The sequence below is a fragment of the Rhodomicrobium sp. genome, from assembly GCF_047605405.1.
Taxonomy (GTDB): domain Bacteria; phylum Pseudomonadota; class Alphaproteobacteria; order Rhizobiales; family Rhodomicrobiaceae; genus Rhodomicrobium; species Rhodomicrobium lacus.
The window spans coordinates 1-16,442 of sequence record NZ_JASGFR010000005.1; the positions used below are offsets into that span (position 1 = coordinate 1).

General features: G+C 62.9%; 15 protein-coding genes and 2 tRNA genes. 4 read left to right on the plus strand and 13 right to left on the minus strand.

Annotation, left to right across the window (positions count from 1 at the left end):
- From rpoB to QM659_RS03170, 8 genes are all read right to left on the minus strand, one after another.
- Positions 1 to 2,734 (minus strand): DNA-directed RNA polymerase subunit beta (rpoB, locus tag QM659_RS03135; protein WP_415187342.1); only part of this gene is annotated, 2,734 nt, incomplete at its 3' end.
- A 227-nt stretch (positions 2,735 to 2,961) separates the two neighbouring features.
- The gene (gene rplL, locus QM659_RS03140) at positions 2,962 to 3,345 is read right to left on the minus strand and encodes a 50S ribosomal protein L7/L12 (RefSeq protein WP_127079240.1); all 384 of its coding nucleotides are present in this window, start codon (positions 3,343 to 3,345) and stop codon (positions 2,962 to 2,964) included.
- A 56-nt stretch (positions 3,346 to 3,401) separates the two neighbouring features.
- Positions 3,402 to 3,929 carry a 50S ribosomal protein L10 gene (gene rplJ / locus QM659_RS03145; protein WP_127079238.1) on the minus strand — a complete coding sequence of 176 codons (528 nt, stop codon included), beginning with the start codon at positions 3,927 to 3,929 and terminating at the stop codon, positions 3,402 to 3,404.
- A 310-nt stretch (positions 3,930 to 4,239) separates the two neighbouring features.
- Complete coding sequence (rplA, locus tag QM659_RS03150) at positions 4,240 to 4,953, minus strand: 50S ribosomal protein L1 (protein ID WP_127079236.1); 714 nt, start codon at positions 4,951 to 4,953, stop codon at positions 4,240 to 4,242.
- A 5-nt stretch (positions 4,954 to 4,958) separates the two neighbouring features.
- Positions 4,959 to 5,387, minus strand: a complete 429-nt coding sequence (gene rplK / locus QM659_RS03155) for a 50S ribosomal protein L11 (protein WP_127079234.1) — start codon at positions 5,385 to 5,387, stop codon at positions 4,959 to 4,961.
- A 125-nt stretch (positions 5,388 to 5,512) separates the two neighbouring features.
- Positions 5,513 to 6,043, minus strand: a complete 531-nt coding sequence (nusG, locus tag QM659_RS03160) for a transcription termination/antitermination protein NusG (protein ID WP_127079232.1) — start codon at positions 6,041 to 6,043, stop codon at positions 5,513 to 5,515.
- Between the two features lie 37 nt (positions 6,044 to 6,080).
- Positions 6,081 to 6,278 (minus strand): preprotein translocase subunit SecE, encoded by a 198-nt coding sequence (secE, locus tag QM659_RS03165; RefSeq protein ID WP_127079230.1) that lies wholly within the window; start codon positions 6,276 to 6,278, stop codon positions 6,081 to 6,083.
- A 100-nt stretch (positions 6,279 to 6,378) separates the two neighbouring features.
- Positions 6,379 to 6,455: transfer RNA gene (locus tag QM659_RS03170), tRNA-Trp, on the minus strand.
- 245 nt (positions 6,456 to 6,700) lie between these two features.
- On the opposite strand from QM659_RS03170, the gene QM659_RS03175 reads away from it, so the two are divergent.
- The 3 genes from QM659_RS03175 to rimO all read left to right on the plus strand — a co-directional run bounded on the left by QM659_RS03175 (position 6,701) and on the right by rimO (position 10,157).
- Positions 6,701 to 6,774: transfer RNA gene (locus QM659_RS03175), tRNA-Gly, on the plus strand.
- A 126-nt stretch (positions 6,775 to 6,900) separates the two neighbouring features.
- Positions 6,901 to 8,694 carry a cation:proton antiporter gene (locus QM659_RS03180; RefSeq protein ID WP_415187343.1) on the plus strand — a complete coding sequence of 598 codons (1,794 nt, stop codon included), beginning with the start codon at positions 6,901 to 6,903 and terminating at the stop codon, positions 8,692 to 8,694.
- Between the two features lie 116 nt (positions 8,695 to 8,810).
- Positions 8,811 to 10,157, plus strand: coding sequence for a 30S ribosomal protein S12 methylthiotransferase RimO (gene rimO / locus QM659_RS03185; protein ID WP_415187344.1), 1,347 nt, complete (start codon positions 8,811 to 8,813; stop codon positions 10,155 to 10,157).
- Between the two features lie 131 nt (positions 10,158 to 10,288).
- Here rimO and QM659_RS03190 read toward each other — a convergent pair whose 3' ends face one another.
- From QM659_RS03190 to rsmG, 3 genes are all read right to left on the minus strand, one after another.
- Positions 10,289 to 11,215, minus strand: a complete 927-nt coding sequence (locus QM659_RS03190; protein WP_127079224.1) for a ParB/RepB/Spo0J family partition protein — start codon at positions 11,213 to 11,215, stop codon at positions 10,289 to 10,291.
- Between the two features lie 115 nt (positions 11,216 to 11,330).
- Positions 11,331 to 12,167: a ParA family protein gene (locus tag QM659_RS03195; RefSeq protein WP_127079222.1), complete on the minus strand. Its 837-nt coding sequence runs from the start codon at positions 12,165 to 12,167 to the stop codon at positions 11,331 to 11,333.
- Positions 12,164 to 12,811 carry a 16S rRNA (guanine(527)-N(7))-methyltransferase RsmG gene (gene rsmG, locus QM659_RS03200; protein ID WP_245434080.1) on the minus strand — a complete coding sequence of 216 codons (648 nt, stop codon included), beginning with the start codon at positions 12,809 to 12,811 and terminating at the stop codon, positions 12,164 to 12,166. Before rsmG ends, QM659_RS03195 begins: the two co-directional genes overlap by 4 nt.
- Before the next feature lie 57 nt (positions 12,812 to 12,868).
- On the opposite strand from rsmG, the gene QM659_RS03205 reads away from it, so the two are divergent.
- Entirely contained in the window at positions 12,869 to 13,507 is a 639-nt protein-coding gene (locus QM659_RS03205; protein ID WP_415187345.1) for a hypothetical protein, read from the plus strand.
- 66 nt (positions 13,508 to 13,573) lie between these two features.
- Here the strand turns inward: QM659_RS03205 and QM659_RS03210 are convergent, their stop codons facing one another.
- Both QM659_RS03210 and mnmG read right to left on the minus strand, forming a co-directional pair.
- On the minus strand, positions 13,574 to 14,212 hold the full coding sequence (locus QM659_RS03210; protein WP_415187346.1) for a CatB-related O-acetyltransferase: 639 nt from the start codon (positions 14,210 to 14,212) through the stop codon (positions 13,574 to 13,576).
- A gap of 147 nt (positions 14,213 to 14,359) precedes the next feature.
- A complete protein-coding gene (gene mnmG / locus QM659_RS03215) occupies positions 14,360 to 16,225 on the minus strand; it encodes a tRNA uridine-5-carboxymethylaminomethyl(34) synthesis enzyme MnmG (protein WP_415187347.1) in 1,866 nt (621 codons plus the stop codon).
- Between the last annotated feature and the right edge of the window lie 217 nt (positions 16,226 to 16,442).

The window sequence follows — 16,442 nt, forward strand, 5'->3', positions numbered from 1 at the left end:
AGATGGCGCGCAGAAGCTTCTCTTCCGGCGTCATCGGGCTTTCGCCCTTCGGCGTAATCTTGCCGACGAGAATGTCGCCCGGCTGCACTTCAGCGCCGATGTAGACGATGCCTGCTTCGTCGAGGTTCTTCAGCGCTTCTTCCGAGACGTTCGGAATGTCGCGCGTGATTTCCTCCGGTCCGAGCTTCGTGTCACGAGCGGAAACTTCGAATTCCTCGATGTGGATCGAGGTGAAGACGTCCGTCGACACGATGCGCTCGGAGAGCAGGATCGAGTCCTCGAAGTTGTAGCCCTGCCAAGGCATGAAGGCGAGGAGCACGTTCTTGCCGAGCGCCAGATCGCCGAGTTCGGTCGAGGGACCGTCCGCGATGATATCGCCCTGCTCGACGCGATCGCCGACACGCACCAGCGGACGCTGGTTGATGCAGGTGTTCTGGTTCGAGCGCTGGAACTTGCGCAGGTTGTAGATATCCACGCCGGACTTCGACGGGTCGGTCTCGTCTGTTGCGCGGATCACGATGCGGGTGGCGTCCACCTGATCGATGATGCCCGAGCGCTTTGCCGCGATGGCGGCGCCGGAATCGCGCGCCACGACGCTTTCCATGCCGGTGCCGACGAGCGGCGCCTCGGCGCGGATGAGCGGCACGGCCTGACGCTGCATGTTCGAGCCCATGAGTGCGCGGTTCGCGTCGTCGTTCTCAAGGAACGGGATCAGCGCGGCGGCCACGGAAACGACCTGCTTGGGCGAGACGTCGATGAAGTCCGCCTTCTCCTTCGCCACGAGCGACACGTCGCCCTGGTGACGGCAGATGATGAGGTCTTCGGCGAAGCTGTTGTCTTCGTTGAGCTTGACGTTCGCCTGAGCGATGTGACAGCGCGCCTCTTCCATCGCAGAAAGGTAGATGACTTCGTCCGTCACCTTGCCATCCACGACTTTGCGGTACGGGCTTTCGATGAAGCCGTACTTGTTGACGCGCGCGAAGGTCGCCAGCGAGTTGATCAGGCCGATATTCGGACCTTCCGGCGTTTCGATCGGGCAGATGCGGCCGTAATGCGTCGGATGCACGTCGCGGACTTCGAAGCCCGCGCGTTCGCGCGTAAGACCGCCGGGCCCAAGCGCCGAGAGACGCCGCTTGTGCGTGATCTCGGAGAGCGGGTTCGTCTGGTCCATGAACTGCGAAAGTTGCGACGAGCCGAAGAACTCGCGCACGGCGGCGCTCGCTGGCTTCGCGTTGATGAGATCCTGCGGCATCACGGTGTCGATGTCGACCGAGGACATGCGTTCGCGGATGGCGCGCTCCATGCGGAGCAGGCCGAGGCGATACTGATTTTCCATCAGCTCGCCGACCGAACGGACGCGGCGGTTGCCAAGGTTGTCGATATCGTCGACTTCGCCGCGACCGTCACGAAGATCGACCAGCGTCCGGATCACCGAAATGATATCGTCCTTCGTGAGGATGCGCATCTCGTCCGACTGCTTGATGTCGAGACGGATATTCATCTTCACGCGGCCGACCGACGAAAGATCGTAACGTTCTTCGTCGAAGAAGAGGCTCTTGAACAGCGCGCGCGCGGCGTCTTCCGTGGGCGGCTCGCCCGGACGCATGACGCGATAGATGTCGAACAGCGCGTCCTGCTGATTCTGGTTCTTGTCGAGATGGAGCGTGTTGCGGATGAACGAACCGGTGTTGACATGGTCGATGTCGAGCACGGGAAGCTCTTCGACGCCCACTTCGCGCAGCTTGTCCAGCACCTTCGAGTCGAGTTCGTCGCCCGCTTCGGCGTAGATCTCGCCCGTCGACATGTTGACGATGTCTTCGGCGAGATAGCGACCGAAAAGCGCCTCGTCCGGCACCGCGATGAACTTCACGCGCTCGGCGAGCTGACGCACGAGGCGCGCATTCAGCTTCTTGCCCGCCTCGATGACGACTTCGCCCGTGTCGGCGTCGTAAATGTCTTGCGTCGCCTTCAGGCCGCGCATGCGCTCAGCCACGAAGGCGGTGCGCCAGCCCTGCTTCGTCGCTTCGAAAGAAATGCGATTATAGAAGGTTTCGAGGATTTCCTCGTTGTTCATGCCGAGCGCGTAAAGCAGCGTCGTCGCCGGAAGCTTGCGCTTGCGGTCGATACGCGCATAGACGATGTCCTTCGCGTCGAACTCGAAGTCGAGCCACGAACCGCGATACGGAATGATGCGCGCCGCGAACAGGAGCTTGCCCGAGGAATGGCTCTTGCCGCCGTCATGATGGAAGAAAACGCCGGGAGAGCGGTGCATCTGCGAGACGATGACGCGCTCCGTGCCGTTGATCACGAAGGTGCCGTTCGACGTCATGAACGGGATATCGCCCATATAGACGTCCTGTTCCTTGATGTCGCGGACGGACCGGGAGCCGGTCTCTTCGTTGACGTCAAAGGTGATCAGGCGTAACTTCACCTTCAGCGGCGCGGCAAAGGTCATGCTTCGCTGCTGGCACTCGTCCACGTCATATTTCGGCGGCTCGAAGTCGTAGCGGACAAATTCGAGTTGTGCTTTGTCCGAGAAATCCTTTATGGGGAAGATCGAGGCAAAGACCGCCTGCAAACCGGTGTTCGGGCGTCCGCCGACCGGGTCTTGCACCATAAGAAATTGATCGTAGGACTGCTTCTGCACCTCGATCAAATTCGGCATTTCGGCGGCGTCGGCAATATTCCCGAAGCGCTTGCGAATACGTTTACGGCCGATAAACGTCTGCGCCATTTGATCTCCTCATTTTCACCGGGCGGCGGCTTGTCCTGCACGCCTTAGCGATTCGGGCGTCGCGATAGAGCCAATTTCTTGGGAAGCCACCTGATATGGCATCCCGTCAACGATTTTCAAGCCCTGTCGGGCACCCCTCTCCCGCCGTCGATTTAAGCGAGAACCAGGGCGCCCGAGGGCCATTGCAGTCCAGAAACGAGGGCCGGACGAACCGGCCGCCCGCGTTCTTACTTAATGTCGACCTTGGCGCCAGCCGCTTCGATCTTCTTCTTGATCTCTTCGGCTTCGGTCTTGGAAACGGCTTCCTTGATCGGCTTCGGCGCGCCTTCAACGAGATCCTTCGCTTCCTTCAGGCCGAGACCCGTGATCGCGCGGACTTCCTTGATGACGTTGATCTTCTGAGCGCCGGCGTCGGCGAGAATGACGTCGAATTCAGTCTTCTCTTCCTCGACCACAGCCGCTGCCGCGCCCGGGATCGGGCCAGCGAACACCGGAGCAGCCGCAGCCGCCGTCACGCCCCACTTGTCTTCGAGCAGCTTCACCAGCTCGGAGATTTCGAGAACCGTCAGACCCGACAGCTCCTGATACAGCTTTTCAAATTTCTCGGACATTTTGACCTCAGTGCATTCGATGATTGGTTGGTGTTGGGAGACCCTGCCTCAAACCATCACGCCGCTTCTTGCTTTTCCTGCTTTTCCTTATACGCCGTAAGGACACCCACAAGGTTCTGAGCGGGAGCATTGAGCTGCCGCACGAGATTGGAGCCGGGCGCAAGGAACACGCTGAGCAGCTTGGAGCGAAGCTCTTCCATGGACGGGATGGCGGCCAGAGCCTTGACGCTGTCCGCGTCGAGCGCCTGCTTGCCGAGAAGGCCGCCGACGATCACGAACTTGTCGGTCGTCTTGGCAAATTCGGCTGCCACCTTCGCCGCCGTTACGGGGTCCTTCGCATAAGCGATGCCCGTCGGCTCAAGGAAGAGATCCGCGCCAGCACCGTCAGCGGTGTTGGCAAGTGCAATTTTGGCGAGACGATTCTTGATGACTTTGAACTGAGCCCCGGCGCCGCCCATGCGACGGCGAAGCTCGGTCATTTGCGCTACGGTCAGACCTTTGTAGCGCGCCACCACGACAGAGCCGCTTGTCGCGAAGATGTCGTTGAGAGACTCAACCATCTCCTTTTTTTCAGCTCTATCCACCGCTTCTCTCCGTTAAAGACGGACCGCATCACTGCGGGCCGCCGCTACGATCACGCCGCGCGCCTCGAAGGAAGGCGAGCGACCGCTCAGTCCTGTCCCGAGGCGTGATAAGACGCGATCCACCAACCGGAAATCCGGCCAAAGAGATCACTCATAATCCATTCCCCGTCTCATGCAGGCGACTATTAAGCCTCGGGCCGAAACCCTTGGCGCCAGCAATCTTGGACAGGCTGCCCCCGCGTGAGCGGAGACAGCGCCGAAGCGTCGCCGCTTCGGCATTCCCGGACGGCGTGCCGCCCGAAACCTCTTATTACTGCGCTGCGGCCGCGCCCGCGCCGATCAACGTCGCGGTATCGACCTTCACGCCTGCCCCCATCGTGGAGCTGAGCGCGATGCGCTTCACGAATGTGCCCTTCGCGCCCGAAGGACGCGCCTTGACGACCGCGTCGGCGAACGCCTTGATGTTCTCGACGAGCGCCGTTTCGCTGAAGCTCGCCTTGCCGATGCCGGCGTGCAGAATGCCCGCCTTCTCGACGCGAAATTCCACCGCGCCACCCTTGGCGCCGCGAACGGCTTCGGCGACGTCCGTCGTCACTGTGCCGACCTTGGGGTTCGGCATCATGCCGCGCGGACCGAGGATCTTGCCGAGACGACCGACGAGCGGCATCATGTCCGGCGTGGCGATGCACTTGTCGAAGTTGATGTTGCCGCTCTGGACCTCGGTGACCAACTCCTCAGCGCCGATGACATCGGCTCCAGCGGCTTTTGCCTCGTCGGCCTTGGCACCGCGCGCGAACACCGCGACGCGCACCGTACGGCCGGTGCCGTTCGGCAGCGCGCAAACGCCGCGCACCATCTGGTCGGCATAGCGCGGATCGACGCCGAGATTGATCGCGATCTCGATCGTCTCGTCGAACTTCGCCTTCGCACCGCCCTTCACGAGCTTCACCGCCTCATCAATGGCATAGAGCTTCTCGCGATCGACGCCCTTCTTGATTTCCTTCAAACGCTTTCCATCGGCCATGGCGCTTATTCCTTCACCGTGAGGCCCATGGAACGGGCGGAGCCAGCAATAATCTTCGCAGCTTGATCGATGCTTGTGGCGTTAAGATCCTTCATCTTCTTTTCGGCGATCTCGCGCACCTGCGCCCATGTCACCGAACCGGCATCAGACTGACCGGGCGTCTTCGACCCGCTCTTGATACCCGCCGCCTTCTTCAGGAAGTGGGACGCCGGCGGCGTCTTCATCGCGAAGGAAAACGACTTGTCCGCGTAATAGGTGATGACCACCGGCACGGGCGAGCCGGGCTCCATCTCCTTGGATGCGGCGTTGAATTCCTTGCAGAACATCATGATGTTCAGGCCGCGCTGACCGAGCGCCGGACCGATCGGAGGCGACGGGTTAGCCGCGCCCGCAGGCACTTGCAGCTTGATATAGCCTATAATTTTCTTAGCCATTTAAGCCTCTCGGGAGCAACGCGCTCCGGGGTTGAGGATTGTGGTTCGGCCGTTGACGTCACGCCTGGCGAGCGAAACGCCGACCTCCCACACGAAAGCCAGACTTCCAAGATCCGCGCGCCGCGCTAGACCTTTTCCACCTGGGCATATTCCAGCTCGACCGGAGTCGCCCGGCCGAAGATGGAAACCGCGACCTTGAGCCGCGCGCGCTCTTCGTCCACTTCCTCCACATGCCCGCTGAAGGATGCAAAGGGACCGTCCGCGACGCGCACCTGCTCGCCGATCTCGAAGGAAATGGACGGCTTGGGCCGATCCACGCCTTCTTTTACCTGATTGAGAATACGCTGCGCCTCGATTTCGGAAATCGGCTGCGGCTTGTTGTCCGCGCCAAGAAATCCGGTGACCTTCGGCGTATTCTTGATCAGAAGGAACGCCCGGTCGTTCATGTCCATCTTGACAAGAACATAACCGGGGAAAAACTTCCGCTCTGTGCTGACCTTTCGTCCGCGCCGAACCTCGACGACTTCCTCCATCGGCACCACGATGTCCTCGAAGCATTCTTCGAGACCCGCAGCCGCGGCGCGCTCACGGATGGAATCCGCGACCTTCTTTTCGAAGTTCGAATAGGCGTGAACGATATACCAGCGCTTTGTCATCAGTTTTGCTGCTTTTAGTTACGAAAATTTTAAGCGCTTAATGGCCGAGCCGCAAAAGATGGGCGATACCCCAACTGAAGAACTGGTCCGCGAGCAGGAAGAAAATGGACGCCAGCACCGCCATGACCACGACCATGATCGTGGTCACAATGGTTTCGCGCCGCGAGGGCCACACGACCTTCGCGGTTTCGGCGCGCACCTGCTGCAAATATTCGAATGGACCGGTTCTTGCCATATTTTCTCAACACCGATGCGGAAGCACTTCCGCTTTCGCTATTCAAACGTCTTCTAATGTCTCGAATGCTCGATTTTCGAGTTTCTCCGCCACCGTGAAGTGGCAGGAGTGGAGGGACTCGAACCCCCAACCCCCGGTTTTGGAGACCGGTGCTCTAGCCGATTGAGCTACACTCCTCCATCCATCCGGTTAAGGGCAAGCCGCCGGAAGGAATGGTTCGAACCAATACCTAACCGCCTGCTACGGTCCTAACCAGTAGTAGGGATTTGATTGCTATCACGCAAGCCGACGCAATGCCAAGCATTTTTCGCGGCAGCGCGGAACAATTTGCGCTTGTCAAGCGGCTTCGAAAAATGTGGATCGCGCCCGGCCGCCGCTTTTTTCGTTGAGCGCCGCGCCAATCTTGCTAATGTGGCGTTCGCGCGGGTGTAGCTCAATGGTAGAGCAGCAGCCTTCCAAGCTGAATACCCGGGTTCGATTCCCGGTACCCGCTCCAGCCCTCCCACCAAGCCTTTTGCGACGAATCCGCCAAGCTGGCCCCGCGCTCACGGACACGTGAGGAAAAGGGTTTCGCACCTGTCTGCTTGCTTGTACAAAAAATGAAAGCACAAGCGGAGGGTTAGTGAGCGCGTCCATCAACATGCAAGCCTATAGCGACGCGCTCGTCGTGCTGGGTACGGCGGGGATCATCATCCCCATGGTCCATGCGTGGGGCCTGAACCCGGTTCTCGGCTGGCTCGGCGCCGGCGTTTTACTGGGGCCCCTCGGGCTTGGCTCGTTCATTCAGGAAGCGCCGTTCCTTTACTGGTTCACCGTCGTCGATCCAAGCCACATTTCCGGCTTCGCCGATCTTGGCGTGGTGTTCCTTCTCTTTCTCATCGGCCTCGAATTGTCCTACGAGCGGCTGATCGCCATGCGGCGGCTCGTGTTCGGACTCGGCGGCCTTCAAGTTCTCGTCACGGCGGCGATCATCGCGATCATCGTGAAATGGCTCGGCTATTCGAGCGTCGTGGCAGCCATTCTTGGCGGCTGTCTCGCGCTGTCTTCCACAGCCATCGTGCTGGAGGTGCTTTCGCGGCAAAATCGCCTGCGAACGAGTTCGGGGATTGCGTCGTTCTCGGTGCTGCTCGCGCAGGATCTTGCCGTGATCCCGATCCTGATCTTCGTGTCAATCCTCGGCGTGCATGGCGGCTCCGTGATCGAGACAGCCCAAAACGCCATCGTGCATGCGCTTGCGGCCATTGCGATCATCATTTTCGTCGGGCGTGCGTTTCTTCGACCGCTGTTTCGCCAGGTGGCTCGCACAAAATCGCGGGATCTGTTCATTGCGGCGACCCTGTTCGTGATCGTTGGAACGGGTGTTGTGGCGGCGCTCGCCAACCTCTCCATGGCGCTCGGCGCGTTCATTGCGGGGGTGATGCTCGCGGAAACGGAATACCGCCACGCCATCGAAACGGTTATCGAGCCCGTGAAGGGCCTGCTGCTCGGAATGTTCTTCTTTACCGTGGGCATGGGCATCGACTTTCGCGAGCTTCTGCATTGGCCGATCTGGCTGCCCGCATGTGTCGTGGGGCTCATCGCCCTGAAGGCCGCCGTTCTGATCCCCCTCGCGCGCGCATTCGGCGTGCCCTGGGCGGCTGCGATCGAAACCGGCCTGCTGATGGGGCCCGGCGGCGAGTTCGCATTCGTCGGCATCACCCTTGCCGCGTCTCTCGGCGTGATCAATCGCGACGCTTCGAGTTTCTCGCTCGCGCTGACGTCGCTCACCATGGCGCTGATCCCACTGCTTTCGATCCTCGCGAACCGCATCACGCCGCTCATCGTGAAGCCGCGGCCCGTGAACCCGGCGCTCGCCGCCGAGCCGCAACCACAGACCCGGCATGCCATCGTGGTGGGATATGGACGTGTCGGCCGGCTTGTCTGCGAAATGCTGGAGAAAAACGGCGTACCTTACACGGCAGTCGACAACGATACTGCCGCGGTGACGCAAGGCCGTGCTGTCGGCCATTCCGTCTATTACGGCAACGCCATCAACCCGCCTTTCCTCAAGGCGTGCGGGGTGATGGAAGCTTCCGCGGTCGTCGTGACCATTCATGTCCAACCCATGATCGACGACATCGTGGAGGAAGTCCGGCGGCTCAGGCCAGACGTGCCCATCATCTCGCGCGCCAGGGACGAAGGCCACGCGCGCCATCTCTACACCATCGGCGTGACCGACGCCGTGCCGGTCGTCACCGAGGCGAGCTTCCAGCTCGCGGAATCGACGCTTCTATCGCTCGGGCTTCCCGTCGACGCGGTCGAGAAAACGATCCAGACCCGGCGCGCTCAGGTGCGCGCGGAGTTGCAGCCGCATGCCATGGCGGCACGGCCCCCCATCGCTTCCACCGTTCCTGCGGAGCGCACCGAGGTCGTCTGACCGTTTCGCTGTCGAATGCGAGCCTCGGCACAACGCCCTTTATCGCGGCGGTGGAAAACGCTACATTCGAGGGGGCGCCGCATGGCGCTCTTTTTGTTTCAGCGAGATTTTCACGAATGCCGAAGCCGGTAGCAGAGCGGGCCGCGTCCACCGCGCCCAAGGTGGGATTTGTCAGCCTCGGCTGCGCGAAGGCGCTGGTCGACTCCGAGCGCATCCTCACCCGCCTTCGCGCCGAGGGCTACGTGATCTCGCCCGACTATGACGGCGCGGACGTCGTCGTCGTGAACACCTGCGGCTTCCTCGACAGCGCCAAGGCCGAAAGCCTCGACGCCATCGGCGAGGCCATGGCCGAGAACGGACGCGTGATCGTGACGGGGTGTTTCGGCGTGGAAGATCGGCGGATTCGCGATTCGTTCCCGGATGTTCTGGCCGTCACCGGCCCGCACCAATACGACGCCGTGGTGAACGCGATCCACGCCGCCGCGCCCGCGCCGCATGCGCCGTTCCTCGACCTCGTGCCGCGAGCCGGGCTGCGCCTCACGCCGCCCCATTATGCCTATCTCAAAATATCAGAGGGCTGCCACAATCGCTGTTCGTTCTGCATCATTCCGCAGCTTCGCGGCGACCTCGTCAGCCGCCCCGCCGCCGATGTGCTCGCCGAAGCCTCGGCGCTCGTCGAAGGCGGCGCGAAGGAACTTCTCGTCATCAGCCAGGACACGAGCGCCTACGGGCTCGACCTGAAATACGCCGCGAGCGACTGGCGCGGCTCGCCGGTGAAGGCGCGGCTCACGGAACTCTGCAACGCGCTCGGTTCGCTCGGCGCATGGGTGCGCCTGCACTACGTCTACCCCTATCCCCATGTGGACGAGCTTCTGCCGCTGATGGCCGAGGGCAAGATCCTGCCCTATCTCGACATCCCGTTTCAGCATGCCTCGCTGAACGTGTTGAAGGCCATGCGCCGCCCGGCCAATCAGGAAAAGACGCTCGAAACCATCCGCCGCTGGCGCGAAGCGGTGCCGGATCTCGGTCTTCGCTCGACGTTCATCGTCGGCTTTCCCGGCGAGACGGAGGAGGATTTCGCGCTCCTGCTCAACTGGCTTCGCGAAGCGAAACTGACACGCGTCGGCTGCTTCAAATATGAAAATGTCGAAGGCGCGCCGAGCCGTGCGCTCGATGGGCATGTGCCGGAAGAGGTGAAGGACGAGCGCTTTGCGCGGCTGATGGAAGTGCAGCGCGAGGTGAGCGCCGCCGTGCTCGCGGGCCAGGTCGGCAAAACCATCGACGTCATCATCGACGAGGTGGATGAAGACGGCGCGACCGGGCGCGGCCCGTGGGACGCGCCGGAAATAGACGGCTCGGTGCTGTTCGAGGACGCGGGCGACATGGAGCCGGGCGACATCGTGCGGGCCACCATCGTCGAAGCGGACGACTACGATCTCTGGGCGGAGCCGGTCGCGGAATAGCAGGCGCGCCGGTCCCGGACACGCACATGCAAGCGCCTCGCGCTGACCGCGCTGGCGCTGTTGCCGTCGGAAGGGGACGTGGCAAAACGCATGCGAAGCGGCCACCCGTTCGCACGACGACAGGCGTCGGATCAGCGCTTCTGCGTGAGCAACGCGCGGTAGATCACCTGAAACTGCTCAAGCGTCTTGTAGCGGATGATGACCTCGCCCGCTTCGCCGGAACCAGGGTTCATCACCACCGAAAGTCCGAGCGCATCGGACATGTCGCGTTCCGCCGCGCGCGCGTCGGCGTCCTTGGAAGGCGCTGCGGTCTTGCCCTTTGGGGCCGTGCCCTCGCTCGCCTTCTTGCCCATCACGAGCGCTTCCACGTCGCGCACGTTGAGGCCCTTCTTCACGATGTCGAGCGCGACGGTTTCAGCGTCTTCGCGTCCGATCAGCGCGCGCGCGTGTCCCGCCGAGAGCGATCCGTCGCGAACCAGCGCCTGCACCGGCTCCGGCAGCTTCAGAAGACGCATCGTGTTGGCGAGATGGCTGCGGCTCTTGCCGATGATCCCGGCAAGCTCTTCCTGCGTATAGCCGAAGCGTTCCACGAGTTCCTTGTAGCCGCCCGCCTCTTCGATGGCGTTCAGGTCGGCGCGCTGCACGTTCTCGATGATCGCGAGTTCGAGCGCTTCCTGGTCGCTGAGCGAGCGGACGATCACGGGAACGGTGTGAAGCGAAGCTCGCTGCGCGGCGCGCCAGCGACGTTCGCCAGCCACGATCTCGTAAGAGGTTTGCGCCGCGTCGGACGGACGGACAACGATCGGCTGAACGAGGCCCTTTTCCCGGATCGAGCCGGCAAGCTCATCCAGTTCCGCTTCGTTGAAGTTCTTGCGCGGATTGAAGGCGCTCGGCCGAACGCGGTCGATCGGAACCTGACGGATCTCACCGTTTGCCGCGATGACGCGTGGCGTTCCGATCGGCGTCGCATCGCCGATAAGGGAGGCAAGGCCCCGCCCAAGACGGCTTCCCCGAACGGGCGATGGTCCCGTCGCTAAAGCGCCCGATCTTGTTTCCATGTCGCTCTCCAGTCGCAAATGGTCATCATGTCATGCCGCCCGTGGCGGCAGCCCTCGACATACTCACCCACGCAAATCACCGAATGCGGGCCGCGTCGCAACGGCCCCGCGCCCGTTACGCCGCCTTTGCCGCTGCCGCCGCCTCGCGCGTGATCATCTCTGCGGCGAGGTCCATGTATGCCTTGCTGCCCGCGCTCGTGTGATCGTAAAGGAGCAGCGGCTTGCCGTGAGACGGCGCTTCCGCGATGCGCACATTGCGCGGGATGATGGTGTCGTAAACCTTCTGGCCGAAGAAGCTTCGAACTTCGGCCGCGACTTCATTGGAAAGACGCGTGCGGCCGTCATGCATGGTCAGCACGACGCCGTGGATTTCGAGGCCCGGGTTCAGGCTCGCCTGCACGAAGTCGATGGTTTCCTTCAATTGCTGGATACCTTCGAGCGCGAAGAACTCGCATTGCACCGGCACGAGCGCCGCATCGGAGGCCGCGAGCGCGTTCAGCGTCAGGATGCTGAGCGAGGGCGGGCAGTCGATGAGCACATAAGAAAGACGGTCGGCGGGGGCGCGGTCGAGTTCGGAGGCGCGGAGCGACGCGATGGCGTCGCGCAGGAAGTAGGCGCGGTTAGGCGCCGCCGCGATTTCCGGCTCAAGACCGGCGAGGTCTCGGGTGGACGGGGCGACGAACAGGCCGGGGATCGCCGCCGGCGTCATCGCCTGTTCCAGCGCCGCCGCACCCGCGAGCACGTCGTAGGTCGACACGTGGCGCGCCTCTTCCGGCACGCCGAGGCCGGTGGATGCGTTGCCCTGCGGATCGAGGTCGATCACCAGCACTTTCTCGCCAGCCGCAGCCAGCGCCGTGCCGAGGTTGATGGCCGTCGTCGTCTTGCCCACGCCGCCCTTCTGATTGGCGACCGCGAAGACGCGAAGACCTGCTGCCTGGTTTCTCTTTGTCACTGCCCGCCACCTTGTCTGAGCATCGGCTTGCCGATTTCCAAAATGCGACCCTCTGCATCGCTGAGGCTGGCGTGGCTTCTGACTTCGAAAGCCCATCGCTTCTGCGCGTCAGCGATTTCCACTTCGGCCTCGCGGCCTTTAAGAAACAATCCGGTTGACGCATTACCGAAGAACGGGTGGGCCAGATCCAGCAGCGCATCGAGCGAAGCCAGCGCACGCGACGTGACGACGTCGGCAACGGGTACCGCGCCCGTTGCGGCGGCATCGGCGATGCGCATGTTGTGCACACGAGCGGGAGCCCCCGTCCGCCGCGCGACCTCGGAAAGAAACGCACACTTTCTTGCGTTGCTCTCCACAAGATGCACACAGGCGCACTCTTTCTGATTCGCGATCATAATAGCAATCGCGAGTCCGGGGAATCCCCCGCCGGAACCGAGGTCGACCCACGTTCTGGCGCCGGGCGCGAGCGCGACGAGTTGGGCCGAATCCGCGAAATGTCTTTGCCATATCTGAGGAATTGTCTTCGGGGCGACGAGGTTCACCGCCTTCTGCCACTGCACGAGCAGCCTTTCGTACAATTCGAGTTTTTCCACTGTTTCATGTGAAACACGAAAGGTCCGGGCAAATTCGGCGGCGCTGTTCACGTTTGAAGCACTCATGAATGGTATCCGTAGAAGTGGGGGCGCTCTGGAGATTGCAGCATGCTGCCGCGCGTTCCCATGGCCCTTTCCACGCTTCTTGTTGCGCTGCTTTGCGGCATCGCGCAAACCGAGGCGTCGAAGTTGTTCACAGATGAGGCCGAGTTTCTCATCGCTCCCGTTCCGTCCGCCGACTGGACCGTTCAGGAAACCGAAATCCGCCCGAAATTCGCCGAGGTGGATTACCTGCCGAACGGGCAGACCTCCGACGACTGGAACCGCCTCGTCACCGTGCAGACCTGGCGCGACCCCGGCTTCCGCTACGACATCCTCGCGGAGAAGATGAAGGAGCAGGTCGAGGCGACGCAGCCCTGCAAGTCCACCGCCATGCAGAAGCTCGCCGACCGCAAGGTGAGCGGCTACGACGCCGCGCTCTATGCGCTGTCCTGCCCGGAGAACAAGACGACCGGCAAGGGTGAGTATACGCTCATCCTCCAGATTCAGGGACGGGATGCGGTTTACGGCGTGCAACGGTCGTGGCGCGGCGCGGCCTTCGAGCCCGGCGCGATCCCCGTGCCACATGAGGAGGGCGAGGAATGGCTCGCCTGGTTCGACCGCATCCAGCTCTGCGATAACCGCCTCGCGGGCAAAGGCTGCGGAGACGCCCTCGGCAGGGCGACCGCCACGGCGCGGAAACGCTGAGGCGCCCGGCCTGCCATCGGTGGACGCGTTCGCAAGAGGCGTGGCGCGAAGCCGAGCGTCGACCGTTTAGCGCGCCTTCTCCAGAGCGTCGATATCGGATCCGCGTATCGCATCGAGATTCCGCGTGATCTTCTCAACGGACCACTCCCACCATGCGACCGCCTGGAGACGCCCTATGGTTTCGTCATCGAACCGGCGACGGATCAGCCGGGCCGGATTGCCGCCAACCACGGCGTAAGGCGGAACGTCGGATGCGACGACCGAGTGCGCGGCGATAATTGCGCCATCTCCGATGTTGACGCCGGGCATGATGAGCGCTTCCATTCCAAGCCAGACATCGTTCCCAACCATCGTATCGCCTCGAAAGCCGGCCCGGATCGTCGCGAAATCGAAGCCCTCCCGCCACGCTTCGCCGAAGATGTTGAACGGAAAAGTAGAGAAGCCCGTCATGGCGTGGTTTGCGCCGTTCATGATGAACCGCACACCCGTCGCTATGGCGCAGAATTTCCCGATGACCAGACGATCGCCGATGAAATCGTAATGGTGGAGAACGCAGATCTCCTCGAACCGCTCAGGCCCGAGCGGATCGTCGTAATAAGTGTAGTCTCCCACAACGATGGTTGGGCGGGTGATGAGCGGCTTGAGAAAGCCGACTCGCGGATGCTCGGCGATAGGATAAGGGCGTGTTGGGTCTGGCGGTGTCATGACGGGCATCCCATGATGGTCGATTCAAGCGAAGCCGTGGCGCGCCCTTTTGTCGAGTTTACTTTATGGCGGGTCAATCGAAGACGGTTACAAAGATTTGCCGGCTTCGGGATCGCGCTAACGCTCGGCAGCGGGAACAGCCTTTCCTCACGCAGCGCGCGCCGTCTTCCGGATATGAGCGAGCAGCACCATCAGCGCGGCGGGCGTCATGCCGTCGATGCGCGCCGCCTGCGCGAGCGTCGCCGGACGATGGCGGTCGAGCTTCTGCCGCACTTCGTTGGAAAGTCCCTGGATCGCCGCAAAGTCGAGCGCGGGCGGAATGGCCACGGCCTCGTCCTTGCGGAAGGAAACAATGCTCGCCTCCTGCCGGTCGAGATAGACGGCGTAGCGCGCATCCACCTCCAGCCGCTCCACGGTTCCGCACGGCAGGTCGGCCAGCTCCGGCCAGACGCGGGCAAGCCCGGCGACGGACTGCCCCGGCAGCGCCAGCAGATCGAAGGCCGAGCGGCGGCGGCCGTCGCGGTTCAGCACGATGCCGTGGCGCGCCGCCTCGTCGGGCGTGAGCGTGAGCGTTTCGAGCAGCCGACGCGCCGAGCCGAGCGCTTCGGCTTTTGCGGCATAGGCAGCCTCACGCATTGAACCGACGCAGCCGACGCGCGCGCCCAGCAGCGTCAGCCGTTCATCCGCGTTGTCGGCACGGAGCCGCAAGCGGTACTCCGCGCGGCTGGTGAACATACGATAGGGCTCGGACACCCCGCGCGTCACGAGGTCGTCGATCATCACGCCGATATAACCGTCCGTCCGCGACACGGTGAAATCCGCAATGCCGCCGCCCGCCGCCAGCGCCGCGTTGATGCCCGCGACGACGCCTTGCGCCGCCGCCTCCTCATAGCCGGTCGTGCCGTTGATCTGTCCCGCGAGGAACAGGCGTGGCAGCCGCTTCGCTTCGAGCGTGGGGCCAAGTTCGCGCGGGTCCACATAGTCGTATTCAATGGCGTAGCCGGGCCGGATGATCGTCACGTTTTCGAGGCCGGGGATCGTCGCGATGAACGCGCGCTGCACGTCCTCCGGCAGCGAAGTAGAAATGCCGTTCGGGTAGACGGTCGGATCGTCGAGGCCCTCCGGCTCCAGAAAGATCTGGTGGCTCTCGCGGTCGGCGAAGCGCACCACCTTGTCCTCGATGGAAGGACAATAGCGCGGGCCGACACCCTCGATCTGGCCGGAGTACATCGGCGCACGGTGGATGTTCGCGCGGATGATGGCGTGCGTCTCCGCCGTCGTCGCCGTGATAGCGCAGGCGATCTGCGGCGTGTCGATGCGATCGGTCATGAAAGAGAACGGCACGGGCGGCGCATCGCCGGGCTGACAGGCGAGGCGCGCGAAATCGATGGTGCGCCCGTCGAGGCGCGCAGGCGTGCCGGTCTTGAGGCGACCCATCCGAAGGCCGAGCGCATAGAGCCGGTCGCTGAGGCCGATGGACGGAGCCTCACCCACACGGCCCGCAGGCGTCCGCGTCTCGCCGAGATGGATGACGCCCTTGAGGAACGTGCCCGTGGTGATGACGACGGCTCCGCTGCGCAGCTCGCGCCCGCTCGCCGTGACGACGCCTGCTACGGCATCGCCCTCGACCAGAAGATCCTCGACAGCGTCTTCCACCACGGTCAGCCGGTCCTGCGCGGCGAGCGCGGCCTGCATCTCGCGGCGATAGAGCTTTCGGTCGGCCTGCGCGCGCGGCCCCTGCACCGCCGGACCCTTGGAGCGGTTCAGCATGCGGAACTGGATGCCTGCCTTGTCGATGACCCTGCCCATGAGCCCGTCGAGCGCGTCGACCTCCCGGACGAGGTGCCCCTTGCCGAGACCTCCGATGGCCGGGTTGCAGGACATCTCGCCGAGCGTCGCCGCCTTGTGCGTGACGAGCGCCGTGGCCGCGCCCAGACGCGCGGCGGCAGCTGCGGCCTCGCATCCCGCGTGCCCGCCACCCACCACAATCACATCGAAAGCCCGCTCGGCCATCGCTCACATCCTGTCGTCTCGGGGAAGATGCTGCCGGCGTGGGGAACCCCCACTCGGCGCGCACCGAAGATAGCAACGCCGCGCCGCATTTGAAATGGCGGCATGGCTTCACGTGAACGCGGCGCTTGCTGCACTTGCGAAAAGACGCGACACTTTTTTGGGATCGTCCGGCGACGCCACCGCTAGCAAAAGGGCGCCTCTGCGATTAGGTCCAGTC

What these genes read in the sequence shown, in the direction of transcription:
- QM659_RS03210 (WP_415187346.1), bottom strand. Translation starts at nt 14,212, where the DNA reads ATGACACCGCCAGACCCAACACGCCCTTATCCTATCGCCGAGCATCCG.
- QM659_RS03205 (WP_415187345.1), top strand. Translation starts at nt 12,869, where the DNA reads ATGCTGCCGCGCGTTCCCATGGCCCTTTCCACGCTTCTTGTTGCGCTG.
- mnmG (WP_415187347.1), bottom strand. Translation starts at nt 16,225, where the DNA reads ATGGCCGAGCGGGCTTTCGATGTGATTGTGGTGGGTGGCGGGCACGCG.
- rplK (WP_127079234.1), bottom strand. Translation starts at nt 5,387, where the DNA reads ATGGCTAAGAAAATTATAGGCTATATCAAGCTGCAAGTGCCTGCGGGC.
- rimO (WP_415187344.1), top strand. Translation starts at nt 8,811, where the DNA reads ATGCCGAAGCCGGTAGCAGAGCGGGCCGCGTCCACCGCGCCCAAGGTG.
- rplL (WP_127079240.1), bottom strand. Translation starts at nt 3,345, where the DNA reads ATGTCCGAGAAATTTGAAAAGCTGTATCAGGAGCTGTCGGGTCTGACG.
- secE (WP_127079230.1), bottom strand. Translation starts at nt 6,278, where the DNA reads ATGGCAAGAACCGGTCCATTCGAATATTTGCAGCAGGTGCGCGCCGAA.
- QM659_RS03190 (WP_127079224.1), bottom strand. Translation starts at nt 11,215, where the DNA reads ATGGAAACAAGATCGGGCGCTTTAGCGACGGGACCATCGCCCGTTCGG.
- rplA (WP_127079236.1), bottom strand. Translation starts at nt 4,953, where the DNA reads ATGGCCGATGGAAAGCGTTTGAAGGAAATCAAGAAGGGCGTCGATCGC.
- nusG (WP_127079232.1), bottom strand. Translation starts at nt 6,043, where the DNA reads ATGACAAAGCGCTGGTATATCGTTCACGCCTATTCGAACTTCGAAAAG.